Origin of the sequence: Pseudomonas sp. GM50, from assembly GCF_000282375.1 — a bacterium.
Lineage (GTDB): Bacteria > Pseudomonadota > Gammaproteobacteria > Pseudomonadales > Pseudomonadaceae > Aquipseudomonas.
Genome location: NZ_AKJK01000066.1, coordinates 21,016 through 46,496 on the forward strand (window position 1 = coordinate 21,016; position 25,481 = coordinate 46,496).

The window sequence follows — 25,481 nt, forward strand, 5'->3', positions numbered from 1 at the left end:
GGCGTTAACTTAATTCGGCCTCATATCCGGGTATTGCTTCAGGTTGCAAAAGACCGGGATTTCATTGCCCGCGGGTAACTCAAGCAATAGCGAGGAAAAAGTCGCCCCCATGCCGACGCTGACCAGCATCACCTTATCGCCGGGAGAAAGCTGTTGCCCACGGATGAGGGCGGCCAGGTTGAGGTAAGGGTCCGCACCGAAACAATGGCCATAGCGGGGAACATTCTGCAAAAAAAACTTTGTGCGGGGGATGGCGAGTGCGTCGGCGATTTTCTGCCAGGACGACAGGTTGACATTGTGCGGGGCTATCCAGTCCAGAGCGTCCAGTGCGCAGTCGAAATGCTGCGCTGCACGGCGCATGGCATTGCTGACGAACGCGAAATAGGCATCGGCGAATTCCGGGTTGGTTCTCGGTTCATTCCCCTTGTGTTGACTGAACTGGCCGGCCTGCTCGCTGTGCCGGGCAATGACCCTGGCACGGTCTCCCGACCGACCGAGCAGCACGGCACAGCCGGCCTCGCCCATGATGGTGGTGTCATCCAGCAGCTCTACCTTCGGGTGGAAGGCTTTTTCGCCGATCAGCAGCAGGGCGTATTCCCCATCCTTGAGGCGGCTGCACAGATACTCCACGCCCGACAAAGAGGTCGCACAGTGGCCCATCGTCAGGCTGCCGTACTCGGTGTCTTGGGCAAACCCGCATGCGTCGAGCACGGCCCTGCCGGTCTCGTGAAACGGGCGCAGGGTCGGCACGGTATGCGCATGCACCACATGCCGGACGCGCGTGATGACGTCAGGATGAGTGGCGACAAATTGCTCCAGGAGCTGGCGTATCAGGTCATCCACCGTGCCTGGATGACGCGGGAAGCTCTCCAGGCCGTAGAAGCGTGAAAACATCCTGACATCCAGCGCGGTCAACCCAAGAGTGAGGCCGACCTCGGCCAGTGACTTGCGCTGCTCGGGAATGTGAATGGTGATGGATTCAATATGCCCCAACATGGGTGTTCCTTTTTTCATGGTCGGCGTTTTTCGCGCCGAGAAACCCGGCCAGCGCCTGCTGGGTACGCTGATGCGAGAGAATCCCCAGGTGGCCTGTATTTTCGATGATATGCAGCTGGCTATCCGGCAATTGAGCATGGATTTGCCTGGCGTCGGCAGGGTTGATTCTTTGGTCTTGCGTGCCGTGCAAAATGAGTGCGCGCGCCCCGCGGAAGGTGTACGGGTGTGCAGTCTGCAAGTCGGCGGGCATGGGGTAGCGGCTTTGGTAATGGCTACCTAGCAGTGGCAGGTAATGTTCGTCTACCTTGAGCAACGCCAGGTAATGCTGCAACAGGCTCGACAGTGAAGCCGGGGCTGAAAGCAGCGCCACGCGGTTGAGGGTAAAACCCTGCCAGTGGGCCATCGCCGTGATGATCCCGCCGGCCGAATGGGCAACCACGGTATCGAACGGGCCGTATTTGGCCTGCATTGCCAACAGCAACGAGCACTGACCGGGCAAATCGCAATGGGCCGGCGCGTGGGGATCATGGCCCAGCAGGAAGGGGGTGTAGACCCTGTATCCCTGGGCCTGCAGCACTGCTTGCAGGTCAGACATCATCATCGGATGACCACCCCAGCCGTGCAGTAACAGCGCGCTTTTGGCCTGTGGGTCGTGGTTTCCCTCTATCAGCACCCGGCTGCGGTATTCGCCGCAGGTGACCACCTCGGTCTTCATGGTCGCCAGCTGTCGCGACTCAGCCGGACGCATCGGCAGCAGGGTGGGTTTGGCCAGGCGCTCGATCAGTGAAGCAAACTGGGTATCCATTGCTTCCCCTATGCTTGTGCAGAAAAGATCAGATAGTGCAGCGTTGCCAGCTGGGGCGCGGAATCACCACTCAGGCGCTGCAGCGGGTCATACAGATACAGCAGGCGTTGCCCGGGTTGAAGCAGGGTGCTTGCCAGCGAACCGGCGTATTGCGGATCAAATTGCCCACTGCATACGCCCCAGATTTCGATGAAGCCCGGGCATTGGGAAATCAGGCTTTGCAGCAGGGGAGTCGCACCGCGCGCCGCCGGGTGAAGGCTGTCGTAAACCAACTGTGTCGGATACGGCTCACTGATGACGCTGCGGCACAGGTCCACAGCGGCCTTTGCGTGCAGGCGTTCGCCGCAATCGATGTGTGGCCAGTGTTGATACCAGCGCGCCCGGGTCGGTAGCTCCCGGGTGGCAATAAAGTGCCGGCTGTCCGGCGTGATGGCTTCACAGGTACTGACGATATTCAGTTGACCCTGCACGAGAGGGGCGATAGTCATCGGCACTCCTGGCTGGCTTGTCGGGGTGAAAAACTCTGGTTCAGTCGGTGGATCTGTCGTGTGCCTTCGGTGTACTCAAAGGCTTTTACATCACGAAATGCCTGCCACAGGGCTGCCGGTACAGGCTGAGTGTCTGCAGGGAAAGCATGGATCAGCAGGCTGACAATTTCATCGGCGAGAGTCACACAGGCGGTTTTCACCATGCCGGGGCTTTCCCCCGGGCTTTGCTGTTCATCTGCTTGCTGACAGACCATCGACGCCGCACGGTAAGCGGCATACCAGCGACGCTTCATTTGCGACAGCCGTTGTGACTGTGCCGGGGTCGGCGTGACGCAGGCTTGCCACTCGTGCAATGCGCGTCGCGCCACACCCAGCGCCAGGGCGCCGACACAGGGGCGCAGCGCATCGAATGTAGCCATCGCCGACTGCGCAAAACGCTGGGTCGGTTTCAAGTGCTGCCCGAGCAAATCCCCTGCCGGGACAAACAGGTTGTCGAACTGCATCAACGCCAGGTTTGCACCGTCAAGCCCGGTCAGCGCAAGGCGATGGCGGGTGATGGCCGGGTCTTGTGGCGAAAACAGAAAAGCATTGATCCCCAATTGCCCCGGTGCGGTACGCGCAAACAACACACCGGTTTGGGCGATGACTCCGTTACCGATAAACATCTTGCGCCCGGAGATAAGGTACCCGCCGTCAACCGGTGTCGCCGTGGTCTGCATGGCCCCGGCATCGCTTCCCTGTGTGGGTTCGGTCATCGCAAAGCAGGACCAGCACAATGCCTGTTGGAACTGGCCGAAAAAGGCATCCTGCTGCTGTTCGTTGCCCAGCCCGGCAACGACATAGGCCGCCATGCTCGGCCCGGGCGCGCTGAATATCAGCGCCGGGGAGACGAAGCCGATCTGTTCGTAGAGTTCATAGCGTGCGGCCAGGCTGATCACCTGACGGCTTGGCGGTACCTGGTACCGTTGCGGCAAGCCGAGATAGTTCAGCGTCGGGGCGAACGACCATTGCCCCATGATCTGCCGTGTGTCGCCGAAGTTGCGCAGTTGGTCAGCAATCTGCTGGGCGTCTGCGCCCAACGGGCAGGATTGCCCGGCGAACGTGTCATCGTAGAGTTGACTCATAGCGGGCCTGACATGATTTCAATAACCCCGGCATCAGGGTGATAGAGGTGGCTGGAGCGGTGGTTGCTGTCAAAGGCGTTGAACGGGCGCGTCAGTACGATCCAGCCGGCGCTCTTCATGACTTTGAATTGCTCGTCAAAGTCATCGACTTCAAAGCAGATATGGTAGGGCAGCGACGACTTGCCGGATTTGGCCAACAACTCGCGCAAGGGGAGATTGTTTTCCAGCGGTTCGACCAACTCTATCTGGCTGTGCCCTTCAACAGTTTCCAGCAGGGTGATGAACACTTTTTGTGCGGCAACATATTCTTTGTATCGGACGATAACCGGGAAAAACGGTTTAACCGCGACAGCCGTTGCGTCGCTGTCGCTAACCACATAACCGATATGACTAAAACGCATCGCGACGCCCTTATCCTTGGGGAAAACGATTTACGCCGGCGCCTGTCCGGCGCCGGGGCATGGAGTGATGTGAATTTTCGCCGTGGTGGCGGGAAGTTTTTTATATGTGCTTGCAGGTGGCCATCAGCTTACGGCCAGCGGCTCTTTGTGCTGATCCACCAGTTGTTGGCGGTCGATCTTTCCATGCAGTGTCACGGGGAAGGTCTGACAAAAAAACATGGATTTGGGGATCATGTAAGCCGGTAACTGTTCTGCCAGGAACTGGCGCAGTGCGGCGCGGTGGGTTGCACTGTCCTCGCGCAATTGAATAAAAAGTTGCAGGTCGATGACCTTGCCTTCTTCCTTGATCGGCACCGCGCAACACTGGGTGACCCCCACATAGCGGCACACACTGCTTTCAATTTCGGCGAGCTCGATACGGTTGCCGTTCAGTTTCAGTTGGCCGTCATCCCGGCCGTGGATAAACAGGGATTGTTCTTCATCCACAAACCCCCGGTCACCGCTGGCGTAGTAACGTCCGAACTCGTCATGGCTGAATGCACTGTTACGCGGGTCGTCCTCAGGCAGGTAGCCCAGCGCGACTTGCGGGCCGTACAAAAGCACCTCGCCTATTTCGCCTGGCGGCAGACTTTGACCATCGGCATCCACGATCCTGACCCCGGTCAACCCGCAGGCTTTACCAAGGGACAGCAGGCCCGAGATGTGCTCGGGAGGATGGCCAAGCTCGAAGGTATGGGTCATGCCGGTGGTCTCGGTCGGGCCATAACCGTGCATCACCTCCAGGCCCGGGAAGCGCGCCTGCAACTGGGTCACCAACCCCAGCGAGGCGCGCTCGCCGGCCATAAAGAACCGCTTCAGATCCGCAAACTGCTCCCCGCTGAACAAGGGGTCCTTCAACATCAAATCGACAAAGCTCGGCGTGGAAAACCAACTGGTGACCGGGCTTTGCGGATAGCGCGACATCAGGCGGATATTTTGCCGCGGCAGCATGTTGTGGCGGTGATCCAGCATCAGCAAGGCTCTGCCTTCGCACAGCACCGGGAAAAGATCCAGCAAGCCCATGTCGAAGGAGAAGCAGGCATGGCTCACGTGGCATCCGTGTGCGATACCGTCGCGGATCATCGGGCTGTACCAGGTCGAGAATGCGGCGAAGTTCTCATAGCTGACGACGACGCCCTTCGGTTCACCGGTACTGCCCGAAGTGGGGAGAATATAAAAGGCTGGCTGGGTCAATTCAGGTTCGAGTGGCAGTGATGCCGGGTCGCCATTTTCCAGGGTCGATGTCACCCATTGTGGCCAGCGGTCCAGACCCTCCAGCTTCTGTGGCGTCGCCGTGAGGATCAGCTCGGCTCGGGTCAGCTTGGCAATCTTTTCAATCCGCGGGACGGGGTTGGACTGGTCGGCAAAGCTAAAGCAGCAACCCTGGCTGATACACGCCAGCATGGCTGCCACGGCATCCAGTTGCTTATGGCCGTGAACCAGCACGTTACGGCCTGCCCACGGCGCGAGCACCTGGGCAATCGCGGCGGTGCGCACGCCAAGTTCGGCAAAGCTGTAGGTGCCCTGCTCGTTGATCAAGGCGGTCGCAGTGCTCTGATATTTCAGCCGCTCAAACAGCGGTTTGATTTGCGATGAAAACATATTTTTCTCCGTTGTCCAAAGCCAGTTGGCGGGCAGCTGAACGATCCAGTTTGCCGTTGTGATTGAGTACGGTGCGGGGGGTGCTGTACCAGTAACGCGGGATTGCCCACGGGGGGAAATGGGCTTGCATGGCGTGGCCAAGTTGTGACAGTTCGCAGGTTGCATTGAGGATCACGCAGGCCTGGATCGCCTCGGCGTTGCCCTTGCGCCAATACGGCTCTACCACCACATCGGCGACCAGGTTGCGGTCGCGCAGGAAGCGTTCGATTTCATGCAGGTCAATACGGTGTCCCTGTATTTTGACCTCGCCATCTTCACGCCCCAGGAAGTAATACCAGGTGCCATCAAACAGGCCGATATCACCGGTGGCGTAAGTGGCTTGCCCATCCTGCCGGCTGAAACTGGCCTGACGCGCAGGTGCAGCATTGAGATAGCCAGGGCCGACACATTCGCCACTGATCAACAGTTGCCCCCGGCCCGAAGCGTCCACGGGTTGGGAGAGGTGCAGTGCCGCGCCCGGTCTGGCGCGGCCGATCGGCAGGGGCAATGACGAAGCCACCATGTCCGAGGTAATCAACACTTGTGAAGCCGCCACGGTACATTCGGTGGGGCCGTACGTATTGATCACCTCACAGCCTGGAAAACGCGCCCACAACTGGGTGACGATCTCTTTGGGCAACGTCTCGCCGCAGAAAATAAACCGGCGTAACTGCGCCAGTGTTTGCATATTGAAGGTCGGGTCCAGCAAGTACAGACGCGTCATCGATGGCGTCGATACCCAGCAGGTCAGCGCCATGTGTGCATGCTGGGCAATCATCTTGCGGGTGTTGATCAAGTCTCGATGGTCGAGCACGGACAGTGGTTGCAGAAACTGCCAGGCGAGCCAGATTTCAAACAGGGAGACATCGAAGCAATACCGCACATTTCCCGTGATAGCCCCATCAAGTGGAAAGTCGCTGCGTATCCAGGCCACGAAATCGACCAGATTGGACAGACTGATCTGAATGCCCTTGGGTTCCCCGGTAGTCCCGGAGGAAAACATGATGTAGGCCAGCGGGGTGTCGGTCGCGTTGTCGAACCGCCTGCGGGTGCCGTCCAGTAAATGCCGCAGCGCAGCAGGGTCATGGTGCTGCCAGGGCAAGGCGGCGAGGGCAATCACCTTGCCATTGGCGGCGCACAGGGGGAGGGCGTCGGTGTTCAGGATCAAGCTTGCCCCGACCGTACGGGCAATCCGTTCCAGCCGCTCGGGAGCGTTGTCTGACTCCACCGGCACAATCGGACAACCACACAGCAGGCAGGCCCACCAGGCCGCCAGAAAATCGAAGGACTTGTGGCCATAAACCAATACCGGCGCCAGAGGCGTCTCGCTTCGAGGCTGCTGGCGGACTATTTCAATGGCGATATCCTGCGCGCGCTGAGCAAGCGCCGCATAGCTGTACGTCAGTGAGTGGTGGCACCAGGCAGTATGCGATTGATCCTCAAAGCGCATAAACACCGTTATGAGCTCAGACCAGGCGTCCATTTATGCCGCCCGGCTGGCGAGTTGGAGTTCAATGAAGTTCGACAGGCTGCCCACGGTTTCGAAGTGCTGGAATTCCAGCGTGGCAGGGTCGAGGACCAGGTCCTCGATGCGCTCCTCAAGGTACATGATGAGTTCGATATACAAACCGCTTTCAAATCCCAAGTCGCGCTCCAGGTGAGTCCGGGCACTCAGTTCCGAGAGGTTTGACGTTTCCAGAACCAGCCCGATGGCTTCAATGATGGTTGGCGTATACATGTTGGCTCCCTGTTTGTTGTGTGCACCCGACGTTCAGGTTGTTTTCCCGGCGCGGCAGAAGGCCGGATAGCTGGCCGCGGTCAACTTTCCCGTTGTTGTTTTTGGGCAAAGCTTCACTGAAGTAATAGCGGTGGGGCCGTTTATAGGCTTCGAGATGGGTCTGGCAAAAGGCTTTGAGCAGCGCGGTGTCCAGCGGAGCAACGCATTCGATACAGGCCACGATTTCATCGCCGTAAACAGGGTGGGCGACACCGATCACCGCGACCTGCAGCACCCCCGGCATGCGCTTGAGTACGCCCTCGACTTCCCTGGGGGCGACTTTTTCGCCATTGGTTTTCAGAATGTCATCGTTGCGCGACAGGAAATAAAGCAAGCCCTGCTCATCCAGCCGGCACACGTCGCCGGTATAAAGGACCGATTCGCCGGGCAAGGGGCCTGGCCGCAGCTTCTTCGCGGTCTGCTCAGGGTTGCGCCAGTAGCCGCGCATCACGGTTGCGCCACGGATCACCAGCTCACCGGTCGCATTGCTGCGGTGCTCCACGCCGTCATCGTCCACTACCCATAGTTCGGTATTCGGGATGGCGTAGCCCACGCTGTCTTTATGCTGGGCCAGCAACGCGGGGGGCAGCCAGGTACAGCGATGGCACTCGGTCAGCCCGTACATGGAAAAAATCTCGGCTTGCGGGAAGAGCGAGGTCAGCAGATCGATATCGCTGGGGTGCAGGGCCGCCGCGGTGTTGGTGATTTTGCGCAGGGAGGAGAAGTCATAGCGTTTGGCCAATGGTGCAATGATCGCCAGCAGCGTGGGAACAATCGGCAGGACGGTGGCTTTGTGCTTGACCAGCTGTTTAAGGGCAAAGAGCGGACGGCTGAAATCCTTTTCGATAATCAGCGTTGCGCCCACCTTGGCGGCCATAATCGCTTGATACAGCCCGTAGTCGAAGCTCATGGGGATCGTGCAGAATATCCGGTCGCTGGCCGCCAATTGCAAATAGGTAGCGACAGAGTCCGCCGCGCTCAGCATATTGCGCTGGGTCAACATCACCCCTTTGGGATCACCCGTAGAACCCGAGGTGTAGATCAGGCAGGCCAGGTCAATATCCAGCGCATCTCGAACAGGCAACGGTATGGTCGGTGCAAGTGCCGCTATTTGTTGCAGGGACAGCAGTGGCGAATCGCTCTCTTGCGCGCCGGGCGCTTGATCAAACAGCACCTGCAGGTCAGGGTTGCCGGGTGCCGCTGCCAGCGCAGCGGCCTGCCCGGCCTGGGCGATCAATAGGTGTGACGCTGCGTTGTCGAGTAACCAGCCGACCCGTGCCAGCGGTGTATCCGGATTCACCGGGACAAACACGGCCTGCAAATATTGCACAGCCCAGAAGCAGACGACGAAATCCACTCCATTGGGCAGCCATACCAATACCCTGTCGCCGCGTTCAACCTGCTGCTGACGCAAGTAGGCGGCGGTATTGATCACGCGTTGATGGAGTGCGGCCCAGGTCACTGCATGCTCACCCTCGATCAACGCCGTTTTCTCAGGGAACTGGTGTGCAGCCAGCACCAGCCATTGGGTCAAATGGGTTGTGCTCATGTCTCATCCTCATTATTCAATTCAAGAACCATGGCTGCAAAAGTGCCCGCGATGCCGGACGCCACGGCCAGAATGGGGTGAACGGCGATAGCGTTATCGCGGTGCGCCAGCAGGCTTTTCAGGTTGAGGAACGCATCACTGCAAAAGCAATGTCCCAGTTGGTAGAGATGACGACGGTAGATGATGTCCCGGGAAAAACCTGCGCCGTCGGCAATCCTGTCGAAGGTGGGCGGGCTGATGTGGTACGGGATCAGCGTACGCAGCTCTTGAGGGCGCCGTTCTGCGTGCTGCAGCGCGGTGTGCACGGTCTCAAGCATGGTGGGGATAAAGGCGTGATCGTAGGCGTTTTCACTTTCGCGATCCGTGGCACGCGTACGTGTGCCGTAGGCAGCCAATTGCTGGACGTGCACGGCGCTCACGCGCAAGGCGCCGGGCGAGGGATTTACGCTGAGCAAGGTTGCGCAAAATGCTTCGCCGAAATAGCCATTTTGATCGACGTATTGCACGGTTTCGTGGAAGCATTTTTCCCCGGTGATCAATAAGCCACAGACGTTATCCTGCCTGGCATGAGCCGCAGTGAGTTTAGCGTTGAGAAATTTCAGCCCGACCAGCGCCGATGCACACGACGCCTGGGAAACAGAGAAAAACTCAATCTCCGGGCGACCCAGGAATGTACGCAAGTCGCTGGCCAGGACGGGGACCAGGTCAAAAGGACTGGGGCAATTCAGAGAGTGCGCCCAGGCCACATAGCCAATGCGCCCAAACAGTACCGGGTCACACTCGGCCTTGAGCTGTTGCAACAGCCGCATGATCAGGCCAGGCAACGCCTCCCGTTCAAACAGGCTGGCCGACTCCATCCGATGAAAGCGGCCAAAGATCTTGGTGTTGCGCTGACCCCAGGCATATTTTTCCGCCAGGGCGGGCAGGGCGGTGAGGTTAGCGGCGACCAGGCTGGTAATCGTATGGATATACATCTCAAGCCCCCGCCACAAAGCCCGCGCAGCTCAGGGAGTTACCCTCCGGCAGCATCAGCAGGATACGGTGGTTGTTCGGCGCGAGTTGTTCCAGTCGGGCCCAGGGGGCGCAGGAGAGTAACGCCTCATCCCAGCTCTCGATGCGATGGGTTGCCAGCGGCCCATGCTCGCGCAACTGTCTGGCAAAACCCGGCGTGGTCAGGATCAGCAGGGGCAGTCGTTCTTCCTCGGACGTGAACATATCCAACGTAACGAGGAGGGCATCCAGTGCCTGGTGCGTGGCCGGGAAAGGGACTTTTCGATAGTGTTTAAACGCGATGTTTCCGGGTTGGCCGCCGGTCTGTTCGACTGGCAGGCTGTGCAACATCACGACGCAGGCGCTGGCCGCGGGATTGAAACGGGCCAGGCTGGGGCTGTCATACATGATGGCATCCTGGTCGGCGATCAGCAGCAGGGCCGTTTTCCCACGGCCGCCACGGTCCCTGTCGTCGAGGTAATCCTCAATGACTTGCAACGCCAGAAACGCACTGCTCAGGCCATGATCGCTGATGGCAATACCAAAGGCGTCGTGGCAACCCGCCTCATGAATAATGGCGTTGGTCACCGAGCATCCGACCTCCACGTCCGGCGTCCAGTGGGCGAGTACCAGCAGATCCAGGTCCTTGAGCGGGGCCTGGTTTGCCAGCTCCCCGACCAACTGTGTCAGCATTGTCCTGAACGTCTGGTTTTGTGCGGCATACCAGCGGTAGGCATGAAGGTCCTGAGCCTGCCCCGTATGGCCATGAGAATGAAAAAAGCCGTTGACGAAGTCCTTCACTATTTTCAATTGCCCGTCGTCCACGGCAGGCACATCGTTTTGCCTTTCAAACTGGCGCCACAGGATATGAGAAGTCGCAAACTTCAGAGACATGGCGATTCCTTCAGGCGTTGGCCAAAGACAAGCGCTGGCACACCTGGGGGGCCAGCAGGGTGTCTACGCTATCTGCCGTGCGGATCAGATAAGCCTGGTCATTTTCCACCAGCACTTCTGCCGGGTGACCGAAGCTTAAAAAGCCCACTGGCGATGCACTGGCACCATAGGCACCGGAATGCCCGATACCGATCAGATCCCCCGAACGAAGCTCGGCGAGCATGATGTTTTCGCCCAGCAAGTCAGTGGGCGTACACAGGGGGCCGGTCACTTGATAGCGATGTTGATCGCTGTGCCGGGATGGGCCAAGACGCGCCATCGGGAAATTTCGACGGATCAAGGAGTTGATGCCAGCGGCACTGCCGTGGCAGTTGGCACCGCCGTCACACACGGCAAACCACTCATCCCGGGACGGTTTGAGGTAGTTGACCCGCGTGACAAATATGCCAGCCCGCGCAATCAGGAAACGGCCCAGCTCAATAACGATCTTGCAGCGTGGAAAACACCGACGATAGTCGTTTACCACGGGCATCAGTGCCTGTCCCAAGGCGGCCAGGTCGAGTGCTTTTTCCTTGTCGAAATAGCGCACGCCAAAGCCACCGCCGACATCCACAAAGTCGAAGTCCATGTCATAGGTCTGCTGGAGCGTGGCGGCCAGTGTCAGGATGTTTTGCGTATTGTTGGCCAGGGCCTGCCAGTCAAGAATTCGGGTGCCAAGATAAACATGGATGCCTGCCAGGCGCAGTTGCGCAAGTTGCCCGAGCGTGGCGAATGCCTGTGGCAGCAATTGTTCATCAATACCAAATTGCCGGGGCTTGCCGCTCATCACTAACTTGGCTTTTTCGCCGGTGAAGTCAGGGTTGATGCGCAGGGCAATGCTCTGGGTTATTCCCAGGCCAGCGGCAATATCATTGAGTAGAACCATTTCTTCGATGGATTCGACCACCACGGCTTTAATGCCGGCAAGGCAACACTGCGTCAGCTCATTAATATGCTTGCCGGGCCCGACGAAAATAATATCGCCCGGCGCCACGCCTTGGCGTAAAGCAATTTCCAACTCCACCAGGGAACAGACTTCGCAGCCCGTTCCTGCCTGATGTAATAGCGCGACCAGCGTTTTATTCGGGTTGGCCTTGAGGGAGTAGAAATAATCTATGTCCTGGGGAAGCGTGCGCTTAAGTTCTGCAAAGTCTGTTTTTATCTGTGTGGCACTGTACGCATAAAAAGGCGTGGGCACTTTGTCGGCCAACAACTGATAGGGGATGTCTTCAATTTTGTCGGTATGGATGTATTGACTATCAGGCGCAAAAGCTGACATGGCTGAATTTTCCGTTTAATAACGATTCGATTTGTTTGATATCTTTAAAGTTGTCGAACAGATCGTTATCGAGAATATCGAAGAAACTCTCGGTATTACCTGCGGTGTCGTCGACCCGGTCACCAATTGCTGTGATAAGGCCGACTAGATGTATGGAGTCCAACAGCCCCTGCGGGCCGTAGATTTCGGCACCGTGGTCGATGGCCTGTAACTTGTCCTGGGTAACGCCCAAGTTTTCCAGCGAGGAGAGAATAAATGTCCGTGCCGTTTTTGGCGAAAAGCTCATGAATGTGACACCCCTTTAAACGTCGTAAGAGTGATCATATCCGTGGCGGACACTGAGATTTGCTTGAGATTGCAACGAAAATCACCCCTGAATTCATAGAACAATCTATGGTCATCCCCATTTTTTCAAGACTGATTAACGGGCGATGTGATTGACTTGCTCAAATCTATTAGGCGTCTATTTGGGGCATGCCCAAGCGCCACAATGAGAGTCGCGCCAGGTAATCCTTAAAAGTGCATCGGCTTCGAAAGCCAATATTCTATACAGGCTCTTTACCAGGCCAGGTCGCTTTTCAATCCTTGAAGGATCGAAGTCCGATGGCTTCACAAAAATAGGCGTCAACATGAGAGGTGGGTATTTGGTTACCTTGGGTTCGCTCGTTTTCCATAGGCAACTCGGGCAAACCGAGAAATACGCGATAGCGTTTCAGATGCTGGTCGACGTACTCGTCTCGAACCTCGATTTATTATCAAATATCCACTGCGAAACAATCGATGCCAGATTATTGCAAACTGGCTGGAGCTTAGAGATACGGGCATAAATCTGCGTGTGAAAAAGCCAGGGTTTTGGATTTTGTCTTGAATTTTGTCGCTTTAAAGGAAAAGGCATCCAGGGGCGGTGGTGTCCGAAAATCGCGACGGTGACATTTTTCGAATCAGTGCCTTATGAGGCTCATGAACATCTATGACATGATCTGTCGTTTAACATAATATACATTACACGTAACAATATGTTTCGAGATTAGCCCGGTTGCACGCAGATTTTGAAGCCCAGGATTCACCTAAGCCCCTCATCCTTGCGTCAGCTTTCCAAGCAGCTCCGAATGCTCGGGAAACTGCGCTCTGAGCTTCTGCCGATTACCCATCTCCATATCTGCAAAATCAAACCCTGGTGAAACCGCTTCACTGATCAAACCGTATTCTGCTAAACCATTCATAAGCTGCGAAGCTTTCCAGACGCCACCAGGTACATGCAGCTGCAAACATTGCCCGGCGATAACGTCGCTGCCCATCACCACAGTTTTCAACGTGCCGTCTGGAAAAATCAGGCTGTACTGAATCGGGTTTCCCAAATGGTAGTAATGAACGATGTCCGATTGATTCAGGTGAAAATGACCTATCGGCGAATCCTTGGTCAGCAAGTAGTAAATTGAAGTCATCAAGTGACGTTGACCACCATTGATCTCGACCATGGCGTGGTGATCCGATTGAAAGGTTCTTCGGTAGAAACCGCCTTCGATGTGTGGCTCCAGCGCCAATGCGGCGATCACTGCTTCAGCGTTGGGGATTTGAATGTTGAGCTCACTGTTGGTCATGTGGATTGCTCTCTTAAAAACACTTAATCTATTGTTACTGTCTTATCGATAGATTATAACTATGCTAAATGGTTGTTTAGTCGTTTTATCTCGATAGCGTTTAAAAGCGTGAGTAAACGCAATTCGTCGGTTTGACTCTATAGCTACCCCTGCCCTCGCAACACCGCAATATCCCGCTTGGGAGGTACGCCAAACAGACCATGTCGGCCATTTCTTTTTGCTGTTCAGAACCCCAAAAGCCCATTTTCGATGAGACTAACTGGCGATAAAACTGTTCGATGGGCACTTTCCGGACCTTGAGCATGACAATCGGGGCTATGGTCAATGTGTTGAGCAGATCAAGGGGTTTCCGATGGCCGACTCAAGCAAGAAAATGAGCCTCATGGGGCTCACCACACTGGTGACGGTGAATATGATGGGATCGGGTATCATCATGTTGCCAACGAGTATGGCCCAACTCGGGGCCGTTTCGTTGCTGTCATGGATCGTCACTGCCGTCGGTTCCATGGCCATCGCGTACTGCTTTTCCCAGTGCGGCATCTTCTGCCTGCGCTCAGGCGGGTTGTCTGCCTACACTGAAGAGGCGCACGCCAAATCAGGCTTCTTCCTCTGTTCGTATCTGTACTTTCTCTCGTTGGGCATCGCCAATGTGGCCGTGGCCATCTCCGCTGTGGGCTACATGACATCGTTCGTGCCCTGGCTGGGCAGTGGCGCCATTCCTTTGTTCATCGGTACGGTTGGTCTGCTCTGGTTGACCACCGCGGCCAACTTCGGTGGCCCGGGCATCACCGGCAAGATCGGTGCGATTACCGTGTGGGGTGTGATCATCCCGGTGGCCGGCTTGAGCATCATTGGTTGGTTCTGGTTCAAGCCCGATGTGCTGATTGCCGCCTGGAATCCGAACAACCTGCCGATCTCCGACGCCATCAGTAAGGCGATTCCCCTGACCTTGTGGGCATTCCTCGGCATGGAATCGGCGGCACAGGCCTCCGATGCTGTGGAAGATCCCAAGCGCACCGTACCGTTGGCCTGCCTGTTCGGCACGCTGGGTGCGGCAGTGGTCTATGTGCTGTCGACTACGGTCATCCAGGGCATCATACCCAATGCCGAACTGGCCAACTCTTCGGCCCCCTTCGCGCTCGTCTATGCACATATGTTTAACCCCGCGGTCGGCAACATCGTCATGGCGCTGGCAGTGATGGCCTGTGTTGGTTCGCTGCTGGGCTGGCAGTTCACCCTGGCGCAAACGGCCAAGATGACTGCTGACCAAGGTATGTTCCCGAAATTGTTCAGCAAGGTCAGCGCACAGGATGCGCCCATTGTCGGCATGCTCGTCTGCGGCGTCTTGCAGACCTTGATGGCGCTGTCGACCATCTCGCCCAATGCCAGCGCCCAGTTCGGAAAGCTCGTCAGCCTGGCGGCAGTAACCAATCTGATCCCATACGTGACAGCCGCCACCGGCCTGCTGGTCATGATGTACAAGGCCAAAGTCAGCGCAGGGGTCTACACCCGCAACACGATGCTATTACTGATCGCCGTGGCCTATTCGTTGTACGCCCTTTATGCCTGCGGCAAGGATGCCGTATTCGGTGGCCTCATTGTCCTTACATTTGGCTACCTGCTCTATGGCTTCCTCTCCAAGCGTTTTGTCGATGCGTCTCCAACCGCTCAGACCAGGGCCGGCAATCCTTAGCTGTAATCTTCAGGACAGCACAGACATCCGAATGCGGGGCGCCAGGATATGAACGTACAACTGACCAAAGCCACTAACTTGCTGTTCGTCTGCCTGCTCACAATGGCGCCGGTACTGGCCGGTGCCAATACCCTTGAACGCGTGCGGGCGAGCAATACCTTCACCCTCGGTTACCTGCCGGACTTCGCACCTTTTAGCGTCCAGGACGGCGACAAAGCCAGCGGTTATGCGATCGAGCTTTGTCTGAAGGTCGCCGACAAAATCAAGACCGAGCTGGGTTTGCCCGCGTTGCAGGTACGTTACCGCCCCGTCTCCATCAACGACCAGATGAGTGCCGTGAGCTCGGGCGAGATCGACATCCTCTGTACGCCGACGCCACCCACATTGGCGCGACGCAAGCATGTGAGTTTCTCGGTTCCGATCTACACGGCCGGCCTTTCGGCAGTGGTGCGCCAGGAAGCACCCGAGGCGTTGCTCAATGTACTAAACGGCAAAGTAGCCCATACCGGACCGACCTGGCGTGCGACCATCAATCATGGGCTGGCCAACCAAACCTATGCCGCCACCGCAGGTGGCGTCACCGAGGCATGGATCCGTCAACAGATGCGATTACTCGGTGTGGTGGCCACCCTGGTCACAGTCGAGAACACTGAAGCTGGCCTCAAACTGGTCGCCGAAGGCAAAGCCGATGCCTTATTCGCCGAGCGCATGATGCTGAAAAACCTCCTCGCCAATAACCATTCCGCAAGAAATCTGGTCCTGCTGGATCGAGTTTTTGAGTACTCACCGACTGCAATGGCGGTGGATCGAGACGATGAAGATTTCCGCTTGCTGGTCGACACCGCGCTGAGTGAGATGTATCGATCGGGCGCGATCGAGCAGGCATACGACACCCACCTGCAAGGCCTTACCGACACGGACAAAAAGCTGTTCAAGGTCTATGCGATACCGTAGAGACAAGCCTGAAAAACAAAAAAGCCCGGCCTGCCAACGGTAGCGTCTCGAAGATCGCTATCGCCGGCAGGCCGGGCTCCTAAAGCAAAATGCCGCTTAGACGTTTCGCATCAACAGCACTTCGGTCCCGCCTTGCTGCCGTAACGAGCCTCCTGACGTTCGCGAAAGAACACCTCGTAACTCATCACCGGTTTGTCCGGATGTTTGGTTTGCATATGCTCAACGTAAGTGTCGTAGTCAGGCATGCCAACCATCAAGCGTGCAGCCTGACCCAAGTATTTACCGAGGCGACTCAGGTCATTGAACATGGGCACCCTCCTCCATCAAGCATCCGGCAGCGCCTGGAATGGTGCTTCTTTATCCGTACGTTCTTTGCTGCCCCAGGCGGCGATACCGACCTTGAGTGCAAAGAACAGGATGCTGAACACCACGAGCAAAAACAGCACGGTCAGCGTTGCATTGGTGTAGGCGTTGTAGATCACGTGCTGCATCTGCTCGATGCTCTTGGCCGGCGCGAGTACTTGACCGTTGGCCAGGGCATCGCTGTATTTCTTCGCCAGTGCGAGGAAGCCGATCGCCGGGTTGGCGTCGAACAGTTTGATGAAGCCTGCTGTGGTGGTGCAGATCAGCAGCCAAACGGCGGGCAGCATGGTCACCCACACATAGCGTTGACGTTTCATTTTGATCAGCACAACGGTTGCCAGCATCAACGCGATTCCGGCCAGCATCTGGTTGGAGATACCGAACAATGGCCACAAGGTGTTGATCCCGCCCAATGGGTCGATCACGCCTTGGTACAGCAGATAACCCCACATTGCCACGCAACCGGCGGTGGCAATCAGGTTGGCGGTCCAGGATTCGGTGCGCTTGAGCGCTGGCACGAAGGAGCCGAGCAAGTCCTGCAGCATGAAGCGTCCCGCACGGGTACCGGCGTCGACCGCCGTCAGGATGAACAGCGCTTCGAACAGGATTGCGAAGTGGTACCAGAACGCCATGGTGTTTTCACCCGGCAGCACGTGGTGCAGGATCTGCGCGATACCGACCGCCAGGGTCGGCGCACCGCCGGCGCGGGCCAGGATGGTGGTTTCACCAATGTCCTTGGCCACCGCTTGCAGCGCTTCCGGGGTTATTGCAAAACCCCAGCTGCTGACGGTCTGAGCCACCGAAACAGCATCAGAGCCTACAAGGGCTGCGGGGCTGTTCATGGCGAAGTACACGCCTGGCTCGATCACCGAAGCGGCAACCATGGCCATGATCGCCACGAAGGATTCCATCAACATGCCGCCATAACCGATGTAACGGGCATGGCCTTCACTGGCGAGCAACTTCGGCGTGGTGCCGGAAGCAATCAGTGCGTGGAAACCGGACACCGCGCCACAGGCAATGGTGATGAACAGGAACGGGAACAACCCACCCTTCCACACTGGCCCGGTGCCGTCGATGAACTGGGTCAATGCCGGCATTTTCAGGTCGGGCATGGTGATCAGAATGCCGATCGCCAGCGCGACGATAGTGCCGATCTTCAGGAAGGTGGACAGGTAGTCACGCGGTGCCAGAATCAGCCACACCGGCAGTACCGCCGCGACGAAACCGTAGCCGATCAGCATCCAGGTGATCTGCAGTCCGGTGAAGGTAAAGGCTTTGGCCCAGACCGGGTCAGCGGCAATCTGTCCGCCCAGCCAGATCGAACCCAGCAGCAACGCCACGCCGATCACCGAGATTTCACCGATGCGACCCGGGCGGATGTAGCGCATGTAAATGCCCATGAACATCGCGATCGGGATGGTCGCCATCACCGTGAAAATACCCCACGGGCTTTCGGCCAAGGCCTTGACCACAATCAGCGCCAGCACCGCGAGGATGATGATCATGATCAGGAAGCAGCCAAACAGCGCGATGGTCCCGGGGATGCGGCCCATTTCTTCACGGACCATGTCGCCCAAAGAGCGACCGTTGCGGCGGGTGGACATGAACAGGACCATGAAGTCCTGAACTGCACCGGCCAGCACCACGCCGGCAATCAGCCACAGCGTACCGGGCAGGTAGCCCATCTGCGCCGCCAATACCGGACCGACCAGCGGCCCTGCGCCAGCGATGGCTGCAAAGTGGTGACCGAATAGGATGTGTTTGTTGGTCGGCACATAGTCCAGACCGTCATTGTTGAGCACGGCAGGTGTAGCCCGACGCGGATCGAGTTGCATCACATTGTTAGCGATGAACAGGCTGTAGTAGCGGTACGCGACCAGATAAATGGCCACCGCGGCGACCACAATCCACAAGGCGTTGATCGCCTCGCCTCGGCGCAATGCCACTACGCCCAGGGCGCACGCTCCCAGGATTGCCAGCAGCAGCCAGGGTAGGTGGCGTAGCAGGCTATTATTATTTTTCATTTTATGATTCCAGCCAGAGTGGACAAGAAAGACAGCCATCCGGAGTTTAGCGCTACTGACGGCAAAGGCCATACCCCGCAATGATCCAGGGTCTGTCTTTGCTGGCAGGCTTTAACAATGCGGGTCTATAGTCAGCGGACATTCAGAGGATTGCGCCATGAGTGACCACCCTGCTGATCGCCGCCGCTTCAAACGTTTTGCGTTCGATGCCCGAACCGAGCTGAGCCAAGGGGAATTCATCTGGCCGGTGAAGTTGATCGACCTGTCGCTCAAGGGGTTATTGATCGAGAAACCCGAGCCTTGGCTGGGGAATCGGGACTGGCATTTCCTGGTCGATATTCATCTCAACGAAGATGTCGCCATCAAGATGGATGTGCTGCTGACCCACGATGACCATGGTCAGCTTGGCTTCGTCTGCAAACACATCAGCCTGGAATCCATCGAGCGCCTGCGGCGGTTGATTGAGTTCAACCTGGGCGACCCCGAGGAACTGGAGCGCGAATTGGGCGCCCTGATCGAAATCTGAAGGCCAATCCCATTCCCATGTGGGAACGAGCCTGCTCGCGAATGCGGTCTGACATTCAACATTTAAGTCGACTGACACACCGCTATCGCGAGCAGGCTCGCTCCCACAGGTTTTGTATCGATCTGAAAGTTATTCGAACAACGCGTCGAGGGCCTGCTCCAGGCGCGTCACGGCAATAATCTGCAATCCCGGCGGCGCCTCTTTCGGCGCGTTGCCCTTGGGCACGATGGCGCGTTTGAAGCCGTGCTTGGCCGCCTCTTTCAAGCGCTCCTGGCCGCTCGGCACCGGGCGCACTTCACCCGACAAGCCGACTTCGCCGAACACCAGCAGATCATGGGGCAGCGGTCGGTTGCGCAAACTGGACATGACCGCTGCCATCAGGGCCAGGTCAGATGCTGTTTCCAGCACCTTCACCCCACCGACTACGTTGAGGAACACGTCCTGATCATGGGTCGGGATGCCGCCATGGCGGTGCAAAACCGCCAACAACATCGCCAAGCGATTCTGATCCAGACCGAGCGTCACCCGGCGGGGGTTGGCCAGATGGCTGTCGTCCACCAACGCCTGGACTTCCACCAGCATCGGCCGGGTGCCTTCCCACGTTGCCATGACCACGCTGCCCGGGACCTCTTCCTGGGCGCGGGTCAGAAAAATCGCCGAGGGGTTGGAGACTTCTTTCAGGCCCTTGTCGGTCATGCCGAACACACCCAATTCATTCACCGCGCCGAAACGGTTTTTCACCGCCCGCAACAAACGCAGACGCCCATCGGATTCGCCTTCGAAATACAGAACGGTGTCGACCATATGTTCCAGTACTCGAGGGCCGGCCAGCGCGCCTTCTTTGGTGACATGGCCCACAAGGAAAATCGCCGTGCCGCTTTGTTTGGCGTAACGCACCAGCAATGCCGCACTTTCGCGCACCTGCGAAACGCCCCCCGGTGCCGATTGCAGTTGCTCGGTGAAAATCGTCTGAATCGAGTCGATCACCATTACCTTGGGCTTTTCCTGCCGCGCGGTGGCGATGATGGTTTCGATGCAGGTTTCGGTCATCACCCGCAGCTGATCCTGAGGCAAGCCCAAGCGCCGGGCGCGCATGGCCACTTGTTGCTGGGACTCTTCACCGGTGACATACAGCGCTGGCATGCTCTTGGCGAGGTTGCACAAGGTTTGCAACAAAATGGTCGACTTGCCGATGCCGGGATCACCACCGATCAGCACTACCGAGCCATCCACCAGGCCGCCGCCCAGAACGCGATCCAGCTCGCTGGACGCCGTGGAGAAACGCGGAATCTCTTCGACACTGACTTCGGCCAGGGTTTTGATCTGCGCCTGCTGGCCGGTCCAACCGGTGCGCCCGCTGGGGGCTGCGGCGCCGCCGCTCTCCACCATGGTTTCGGTCAGCGTGTTCCAGGCCCCGCATTCGCCGCACTGGCCGGCCCACTTCGGGAAGGTTGAGCCACACTCGGTGCAGCCGTACATGCGCTTGGCCTTGGCCATCTGAACTCCCGGCAAAAACCGCGATGATAGCTCAGCTCGCGCGGATCAGCGCGGCGCCGCCGTACGGATTTCACCGCTGGCCAGACGCGCGGCACTATTGCCCAGCGGATCTTCGGCGTTCATGTCCGCTCCTTGAGCCTTGAGGGCGTCCAGCAACTCGACACGCTTGAACAAGCCGGCGTACATCGCGGCAGTCTGTCCCGCGCCGTTGCGTTGGTCGGGGCTGCAATGGGCGGCCAGCAAGGTCCTGGCGATCTGCACTTCGCCTTTGAAAATCGCGCCCATCAGCGCCGTATTGCCACGTTGATCCTGGGCGCAGGCATCCGCCCCGGCAGCGAGCAAACGCTCCACTGCGGCACTCTGGCCGTGATAGGCGGCCAGAATCAGCGCGGTGTAACCCTTGCTGTCGCGGGTATCGAGGGAATAGCCGGCCTCGATGAAGGTTTCGAGCATGGGCACATCACCGCGTCGGGCGGCATCGAAGTAGTAATCCTGCAATTGGGCTTTCAGTGCCTGGGGGTCCTTCGAGACTGGCGCTTCAGGCCCGGCGAACACACCGAGCGACCAGCAGGCCAGAAACACCGGCAGATAAAAACGCATGGCACAACTCCTTGATCAGACGGGACCTCACATGAGGTCCCGCTTCAGGCAGATGGATCAGTCGACCAGTTTGGCCGCCTGCGCCTTGACCCGAGCCAGATCACCCTTGGCTACTTTGGTCACCCCGGTCCCGTACTCCGGGTCGGCCTTGTAAAGAAAGGACAGGATGATGTGCTTGCTCTCGTCATCGGTGGTGGCCAGGGAGCCGCCGAAGCTGTCGATCAGGTCCTGACGTTCCTTTTGGTTGAACGAGCGATACAGATCGCCGGCCTGCTTGAAGTTCTGCTCACGCTGAATCTTCGCCTGCTGCGTGCTGCCCGACAGGGCCGACTGGCTGTAACGCGCGGTTTGCGGCTCTTCACGGGGCAGCAAGCGACTTGGCTGGTAATTCACGCCCGTGCTGCTGGCGCCGAGGTTCATTGCGCCATCCTGGTTACCGTTGTTCACGGCGATTTTGGGTGCGTTGATCGGCAACTGCAGAGCGTTTGCCCCCAGACGATACAGTTGGGTATCGGCATATGAGAACACTCGCCCTTGCAGTAAGCGATCTTCCGAAGGTTCGATACCCGGAACTAAATTGGCCGGGGCCATGGCCACTTGTTCGGTTTCCTGGAAAACATTCGCTGGATTACGGTTCAACACCATTTGTCCAACTTTTCGTTCAGGAACACCGGGCCAGATCTTGGTCGCATCCAATGGATCGAAATCAAACTTGGACAAGTCTTGCGGATTTAGAACCTGGACGTACAAGTCCCACTTCGGAAAGTCACCCTTATTAATATGAGCGACCAAGTCGTTAGTCATATGACTGTAGTCTTGACCTTGAACATTAGTGACTTCTTTAGGGTCGAGATTTTTTATTCCCTGCAAACTTTTCCAGTGAAATTTTACATAGTGAACATCACCTTTGGCGTTAACCAACTTATAGGCGTGCACACCATTTCCGTCCATTTCCCGATAACTGGCAGGCGTGCCGGAGTTGGAATACAACTCGGTCAAGGTGCGAGTGGCTTCCGGAACATGGGAGAAAAAGTCGAAACGACGGGAATCGTCGTCAAGGTTGGTGCGAGGATCCGGCTTGAAGGCGTGGACCATGTCTGGAAACTTGATCGCGTCACGGATGAAGAAGGTCGGAAAATTGTTGCCGACCAGGTCCCAGTTGCCGTCTGCAGTGTAGAACTTGGTGGCGAACCCCCTCGGGTCACGCAAGGTTTCCGGCGAATGGTTGCCATGGACCACAGCGGAGAAACGCACAAATACCGGTGTGTTCTGGCCGCCGGCGAAAACCTTGGCCTTGGTCAGGTCACTGAGGTCGTCGGTCACGGTGAACGTGCCATGGGCGCCAGTGCCACGGGCATGCACCACGCGTTCGGGAATACGTTCACGGTCAAAACGCTGGAGTTTCTGGATCAGTTGTATGTCTTGCAACAGCACCGGCCCGGTCGCGCCAGCGGTTTGCGAGTTCTGGTTGTCGCCGACGGCGGCGCCGTTATCACGGGTCAACGTCGCCGCGCTAACGGAGAAGGACAGCAGGCTGGCGGTCAGCACGCCAAACGTACGACGCAGGGGCAAAGCCCCGAGGCCGAGGGGAGTCATCATGGAAGTTTCCTCTGATTTTATAAGGCGCATCCAGGTGCGCCCCACAGAGGCTAGTGACCCAAAGGCCAAAACATAAATAGAAATCCCGCACCGAGCCGATAGCGAAAAGGTTCTGGAAAGCCCGGTCTAGAGCGCGTAATCGCGCGCGAATGGTGGCACTTTGTAAACTAATTGCCGGAAGATGTGTCGATAAGAGCTCGCATTGTGAGGCGGTGTTTCGAGCAGGAGCCGTTTTGCTGAATTACACTGCGTTCACCAACCTCATCTGTAACAAGGAAATAACCTATGGGCGTGATAAGTGAGTTCAAGGCCTTCGCGGTCAAAGGTAATGTGGTCGACATGGCCGTGGGTATCATCATCGGCGCCGCCTTCGGCAAAATCGTTTCATCGTTTGTCGGCGACGTGGTGATGCCACCCATCGGCTTGCTGATCGGTGGGGTCGACTTCAGTGACCTGGCCATTACGCTCAAGGCTGCCAACGGTGATGTCCCGGCGGTGATGCTGGCCTACGGTAAGTTCATCCAGAGCTTGATCGATTTCATCATCGTCGCCTTCGCGATCTTCATGGGCGTCAAGGCCATCAACCGTCTGAAACGCGAAGAGGCCGTGGCGCCAACCCTGCCGCCGGTTCCGACCAAGGAAGAAGAGCTGCTGGAAGAGATTCGCGATCTGCTCAAGGCCCAGAACAACCGGCCCTGATAACTGATTGCCCCAAGAAACGGCGCCTTCCGGGCGCCGTTTGTTTACCAGTAGTTTTCCACTGCCACCTGGCCGGGTCGTCGACTGAGACTCAGGTGCATGTCCCGTTGTTTGAGCAACTTGCGCGTGTCATCGATCATCTGTGGATTACCGCAGAGCATCACCCGTGAATGCTCGGCTGTCAGCGCCACACCGGCCGCTCGCTCCAGCTCGCCACTTTCCATGAGTGTCGTGATCCGCCCATTCAAGGCACCCGGATGCTGCTCGCGGGTGACGGTAGCGATGAACTGCAGCTTGTGCGCGTACTCAGCCAGATAATCGCGCTGGGCCAGCCCTGCAATCAACTCCAGGTACGCCAACTCCCGCGCTTCGCGCACGCTGTAGACTAGGATGATTCGCTCGAATTTTTCCCAAACCTCGAAGTCCTGCAGGATCGACAGAAACGGCGCCAGCCCGGTGCCTGTGGATAATAGCCAGAGGTCATGGCCATCGACGAAGCGATCCAGCGTCAGATAGCCAAAGGCCTGCCGGTCGACCAGCAGCGTATCGCCGACTACCAGCCGGCTCAATTCACTGGTGAACTCCCCTCCCGGCACGACAATGGAGAAGAATTCGAGGAACTCGTCGTAGGGTGACGAGACCATGGAGTAAGCCCGCCACACCGTACTGCCATCCGCCTTGGTCACGCCCAGTCGGGCGAATTGCCCCCCGCGAAAACGAAAGCCAGGATCCCTGGTGGTCCGCAGGGTGAACAGGTTTGGCGTCAACGTCTGGACGTCAAGCAGCGTCTGGCGAGTGAATTTTTCTGCACTGGCAGTCATGGGTCGCTCCATTCAACAGATGAGGCTAGTGTCCCGCAAAGCAGGCAGCGTAAACACTGGTGATTTGTAATGTCTTTTCAGGCCTGTAACTAAACAGTACAAAATAATAAAAACGATAAAAACGACAGCTAGCATTAAGTCTGTTTATCCGTTGTAACAGAACCTAAGAACCGGTTATGCAGCTGCCAGCTTTTTCAAGAGCAAAATAATCCAGCATATATGTAGGAATACTCCTACACTCGTGGCGTGCCGGATCTTGGATCCAATCTGCACTACTCAGGAAAGTCCGCATGGAGTTATCAAATGAAAGTGTGGAAGGAATCACAATTAACGCAGCTATCCTACGCACAGAAAATGGAGACCGCGTACGAGATTTCTCTCAATCTCGTTAAAAACCTGGGCTTTAATTTCTGTGCATTTTCAATAACATCCCAAAGGAGTGAAATACATCGCCATCAAATCAATCTGAATAATTACCCCACCGAATGGAACACGAAATATGAACAAGAACATTTCAGTGAAGTCGATCCGATACTAGCCCATTGCAATCATTCCGAATTACCGATTCTTTGGCAGGAGGAGGTCTTCTCCAAGACACCGACATTGTGGCAAGCACAAAAGCAGCAAGGTTTGCGCTATGGCTGGTCCCAAGCCGTACATGATCAGAATGGGCTTTGCAGCATGCTGAGCCTGGCTAGAAGCCACTGCCCGATTACTACGCATGACCTGTACAAAAATCTGGGCTACGCGATGTTCATTAGCCGCCACCTGCACGGGCTTGTCGCGAAAGATCTGCCCTCCTCCCACCCAAAGCCGAACCCGGTGCATTTATCAACCCGAGAAGTCGAGGTGTTGAAATATTCAGCCATCGGCAAGACGGCAGGCGAGATCGCGAGAATCCTCAGCCTCAGTGAAAGCACGGTGCAGTTTCATATACGCGGTGCCATCCGCAAACTTGGGGTCAACAACAAGATTGCTGCGGTGATCAAAGCAGCGAGAATGTGCGTTATCTGAATCTGTTCGAATCAGGCAATCCCTGCGAGTAATCCAGACGAAAAAAACGTACCATCTGCGATCCA

The 25,481-nt window shown here is 57.1% G+C and carries 25 protein-coding genes; 5 read left to right on the forward strand and 20 right to left on the reverse strand.

Annotated elements, in window-relative coordinates; translation table 11 throughout:
- Positions 1–9 precede the first annotated feature (9 nt).
- From PMI30_RS13235 to PMI30_RS13165, 14 genes are all read right to left on the reverse strand, one after another.
- Positions 10–996, reverse strand: a complete 987-nt coding sequence (locus tag PMI30_RS13235; RefSeq protein ID WP_008010480.1) for a 3-oxoacyl-[acyl-carrier-protein] synthase III C-terminal domain-containing protein — start codon at positions 994–996, stop codon at positions 10–12.
- Complete coding sequence (locus tag PMI30_RS13230; RefSeq protein ID WP_008010481.1) at positions 980–1,801, reverse strand: alpha/beta fold hydrolase; 822 nt, start codon at positions 1,799–1,801, stop codon at positions 980–982. The genes PMI30_RS13235 and PMI30_RS13230 overlap by 17 nt, the downstream gene beginning before the upstream one ends.
- Positions 1,802–1,809: 8 nt before the next feature.
- The gene (locus PMI30_RS13225; RefSeq protein ID WP_008010482.1) at positions 1,810–2,289 is read right to left on the reverse strand and encodes a hypothetical protein; all 480 of its coding nucleotides are present in this window, start codon (positions 2,287–2,289) and stop codon (positions 1,810–1,812) included.
- Positions 2,286–3,413, reverse strand: a complete 1,128-nt coding sequence (locus tag PMI30_RS13220) for an acyl-CoA dehydrogenase family protein (protein ID WP_008010483.1) — start codon at positions 3,411–3,413, stop codon at positions 2,286–2,288. The genes PMI30_RS13225 and PMI30_RS13220 overlap by 4 nt, the downstream gene beginning before the upstream one ends.
- Positions 3,410–3,814, reverse strand: a complete 405-nt coding sequence (locus tag PMI30_RS13215) for a VOC family protein (RefSeq protein WP_008010484.1) — start codon at positions 3,812–3,814, stop codon at positions 3,410–3,412. Before PMI30_RS13215 ends, PMI30_RS13220 begins: the two co-directional genes overlap by 4 nt.
- 123 nt (positions 3,815–3,937) lie before the next feature.
- Complete coding sequence (locus tag PMI30_RS13210; protein ID WP_008010486.1) at positions 3,938–5,455, reverse strand: AMP-binding protein; 1,518 nt, start codon at positions 5,453–5,455, stop codon at positions 3,938–3,940.
- Positions 5,424–6,977, reverse strand: coding sequence for an AMP-binding protein (locus PMI30_RS13205; protein ID WP_008010487.1), 1,554 nt, complete (start codon positions 6,975–6,977; stop codon positions 5,424–5,426). Before PMI30_RS13205 ends, PMI30_RS13210 begins: the two co-directional genes overlap by 32 nt.
- A complete protein-coding gene (locus PMI30_RS13200) occupies positions 6,978–7,232 on the reverse strand; it encodes a phosphopantetheine-binding protein (protein WP_008010488.1) in 255 nt (84 codons plus the stop codon).
- Positions 7,210–8,805, reverse strand: a complete 1,596-nt coding sequence (locus PMI30_RS13195; protein ID WP_238541997.1) for a class I adenylate-forming enzyme family protein — start codon at positions 8,803–8,805, stop codon at positions 7,210–7,212. Before PMI30_RS13195 ends, PMI30_RS13200 begins: the two co-directional genes overlap by 23 nt.
- An 11-nt stretch (positions 8,806–8,816) precedes the next feature.
- A complete protein-coding gene (locus PMI30_RS13190; protein ID WP_008010490.1) occupies positions 8,817–9,794 on the reverse strand; it encodes a hypothetical protein in 978 nt (325 codons plus the stop codon).
- Position 9,795: 1 nt separating this feature from the next.
- Positions 9,796–10,704 (reverse strand): hypothetical protein, encoded by a 909-nt coding sequence (locus PMI30_RS13185; RefSeq protein WP_008010491.1) that lies wholly within the window; start codon positions 10,702–10,704, stop codon positions 9,796–9,798.
- Between the two features lie 10 nt (positions 10,705–10,714).
- Positions 10,715–12,022 carry a diaminopimelate decarboxylase gene (locus PMI30_RS13180; RefSeq protein WP_008010492.1) on the reverse strand — a complete coding sequence of 436 codons (1,308 nt, stop codon included), beginning with the start codon at positions 12,020–12,022 and terminating at the stop codon, positions 10,715–10,717.
- On the reverse strand, positions 12,003–12,308 hold the full coding sequence (locus PMI30_RS13175; RefSeq protein WP_008010494.1) for a hypothetical protein: 306 nt from the start codon (positions 12,306–12,308) through the stop codon (positions 12,003–12,005). Before PMI30_RS13175 ends, PMI30_RS13180 begins: the two co-directional genes overlap by 20 nt.
- 790 nt (positions 12,309–13,098) lie before the next feature.
- Positions 13,099–13,623 carry a cupin domain-containing protein gene (locus PMI30_RS13165; protein WP_008010496.1) on the reverse strand — a complete coding sequence of 175 codons (525 nt, stop codon included), beginning with the start codon at positions 13,621–13,623 and terminating at the stop codon, positions 13,099–13,101.
- A 352-nt stretch (positions 13,624–13,975) separates the two neighbouring features.
- On the opposite strand from PMI30_RS13165, the gene potE reads away from it, so the two are divergent.
- Together potE and PMI30_RS13155 are read left to right on the forward strand one after the other, a co-directional pair.
- The gene (gene potE, locus PMI30_RS13160; RefSeq protein WP_008010497.1) at positions 13,976–15,316 is read left to right on the forward strand and encodes a putrescine-ornithine antiporter; all 1,341 of its coding nucleotides are present in this window, start codon (positions 13,976–13,978) and stop codon (positions 15,314–15,316) included.
- Between the two features lie 48 nt (positions 15,317–15,364).
- Positions 15,365–16,270, forward strand: a complete 906-nt coding sequence (locus PMI30_RS13155; RefSeq protein WP_008010498.1) for an amino acid ABC transporter substrate-binding protein — start codon at positions 15,365–15,367, stop codon at positions 16,268–16,270.
- A gap of 110 nt (positions 16,271–16,380) precedes the next feature.
- Here the strand turns inward: PMI30_RS13155 and PMI30_RS13150 are convergent, their stop codons facing one another.
- Complete coding sequence (locus PMI30_RS13150) at positions 16,381–16,578, reverse strand: YbdD/YjiX family protein (RefSeq protein WP_007900300.1); 198 nt, start codon at positions 16,576–16,578, stop codon at positions 16,381–16,383.
- Between the two features lie 15 nt (positions 16,579–16,593).
- The gene (locus PMI30_RS13145; RefSeq protein WP_008010499.1) at positions 16,594–18,660 is read right to left on the reverse strand and encodes a carbon starvation CstA family protein; all 2,067 of its coding nucleotides are present in this window, start codon (positions 18,658–18,660) and stop codon (positions 16,594–16,596) included.
- Positions 18,661–18,817: 157 nt separating this feature from the next.
- Here PMI30_RS13145 and PMI30_RS13140 point away from each other — a divergent pair, with 157 nt between their 5' ends.
- Positions 18,818–19,186: a PilZ domain-containing protein gene (locus PMI30_RS13140; RefSeq protein ID WP_008010500.1), complete on the forward strand. Its 369-nt coding sequence runs from the start codon at positions 18,818–18,820 to the stop codon at positions 19,184–19,186.
- Positions 19,187–19,315: 129 nt separating this feature from the next.
- Here PMI30_RS13140 and radA read toward each other — a convergent pair whose 3' ends face one another.
- Genes radA through katB form a run of 3 tightly spaced genes read right to left on the reverse strand, consistent with a single transcriptional unit; the run spans position 19,316 to position 22,882 of the window.
- Entirely contained in the window at positions 19,316–20,683 is a 1,368-nt protein-coding gene (gene radA, locus PMI30_RS13135) for a DNA repair protein RadA (RefSeq protein ID WP_007937264.1), read from the reverse strand.
- Positions 20,684–20,728: 45 nt separating this feature from the next.
- The gene (locus PMI30_RS13130) at positions 20,729–21,283 is read right to left on the reverse strand and encodes an ankyrin repeat domain-containing protein (RefSeq protein ID WP_008010501.1); all 555 of its coding nucleotides are present in this window, start codon (positions 21,281–21,283) and stop codon (positions 20,729–20,731) included.
- Between the two features lie 57 nt (positions 21,284–21,340).
- Positions 21,341–22,882: a catalase KatB gene (gene katB / locus PMI30_RS13125; RefSeq protein ID WP_008010502.1), complete on the reverse strand. Its 1,542-nt coding sequence runs from the start codon at positions 22,880–22,882 to the stop codon at positions 21,341–21,343.
- Between the two features lie 285 nt (positions 22,883–23,167).
- Between katB and mscL the strand changes: the two genes are divergently transcribed.
- Positions 23,168–23,581: a large-conductance mechanosensitive channel protein MscL gene (gene mscL / locus PMI30_RS13120; protein WP_008010503.1), complete on the forward strand. Its 414-nt coding sequence runs from the start codon at positions 23,168–23,170 to the stop codon at positions 23,579–23,581.
- A 44-nt stretch (positions 23,582–23,625) separates the two neighbouring features.
- Here the strand turns inward: mscL and PMI30_RS13115 are convergent, their stop codons facing one another.
- Positions 23,626–24,402 carry a ferredoxin--NADP reductase gene (locus tag PMI30_RS13115; RefSeq protein WP_008010504.1) on the reverse strand — a complete coding sequence of 259 codons (777 nt, stop codon included), beginning with the start codon at positions 24,400–24,402 and terminating at the stop codon, positions 23,626–23,628.
- Positions 24,403–24,705: 303 nt separating this feature from the next.
- Between PMI30_RS13115 and PMI30_RS13110 the strand changes: the two genes are divergently transcribed.
- Complete coding sequence (locus tag PMI30_RS13110; protein ID WP_008010505.1) at positions 24,706–25,416, forward strand: autoinducer binding domain-containing protein; 711 nt, start codon at positions 24,706–24,708, stop codon at positions 25,414–25,416.
- Positions 25,417–25,481 lie beyond the last annotated feature (65 nt).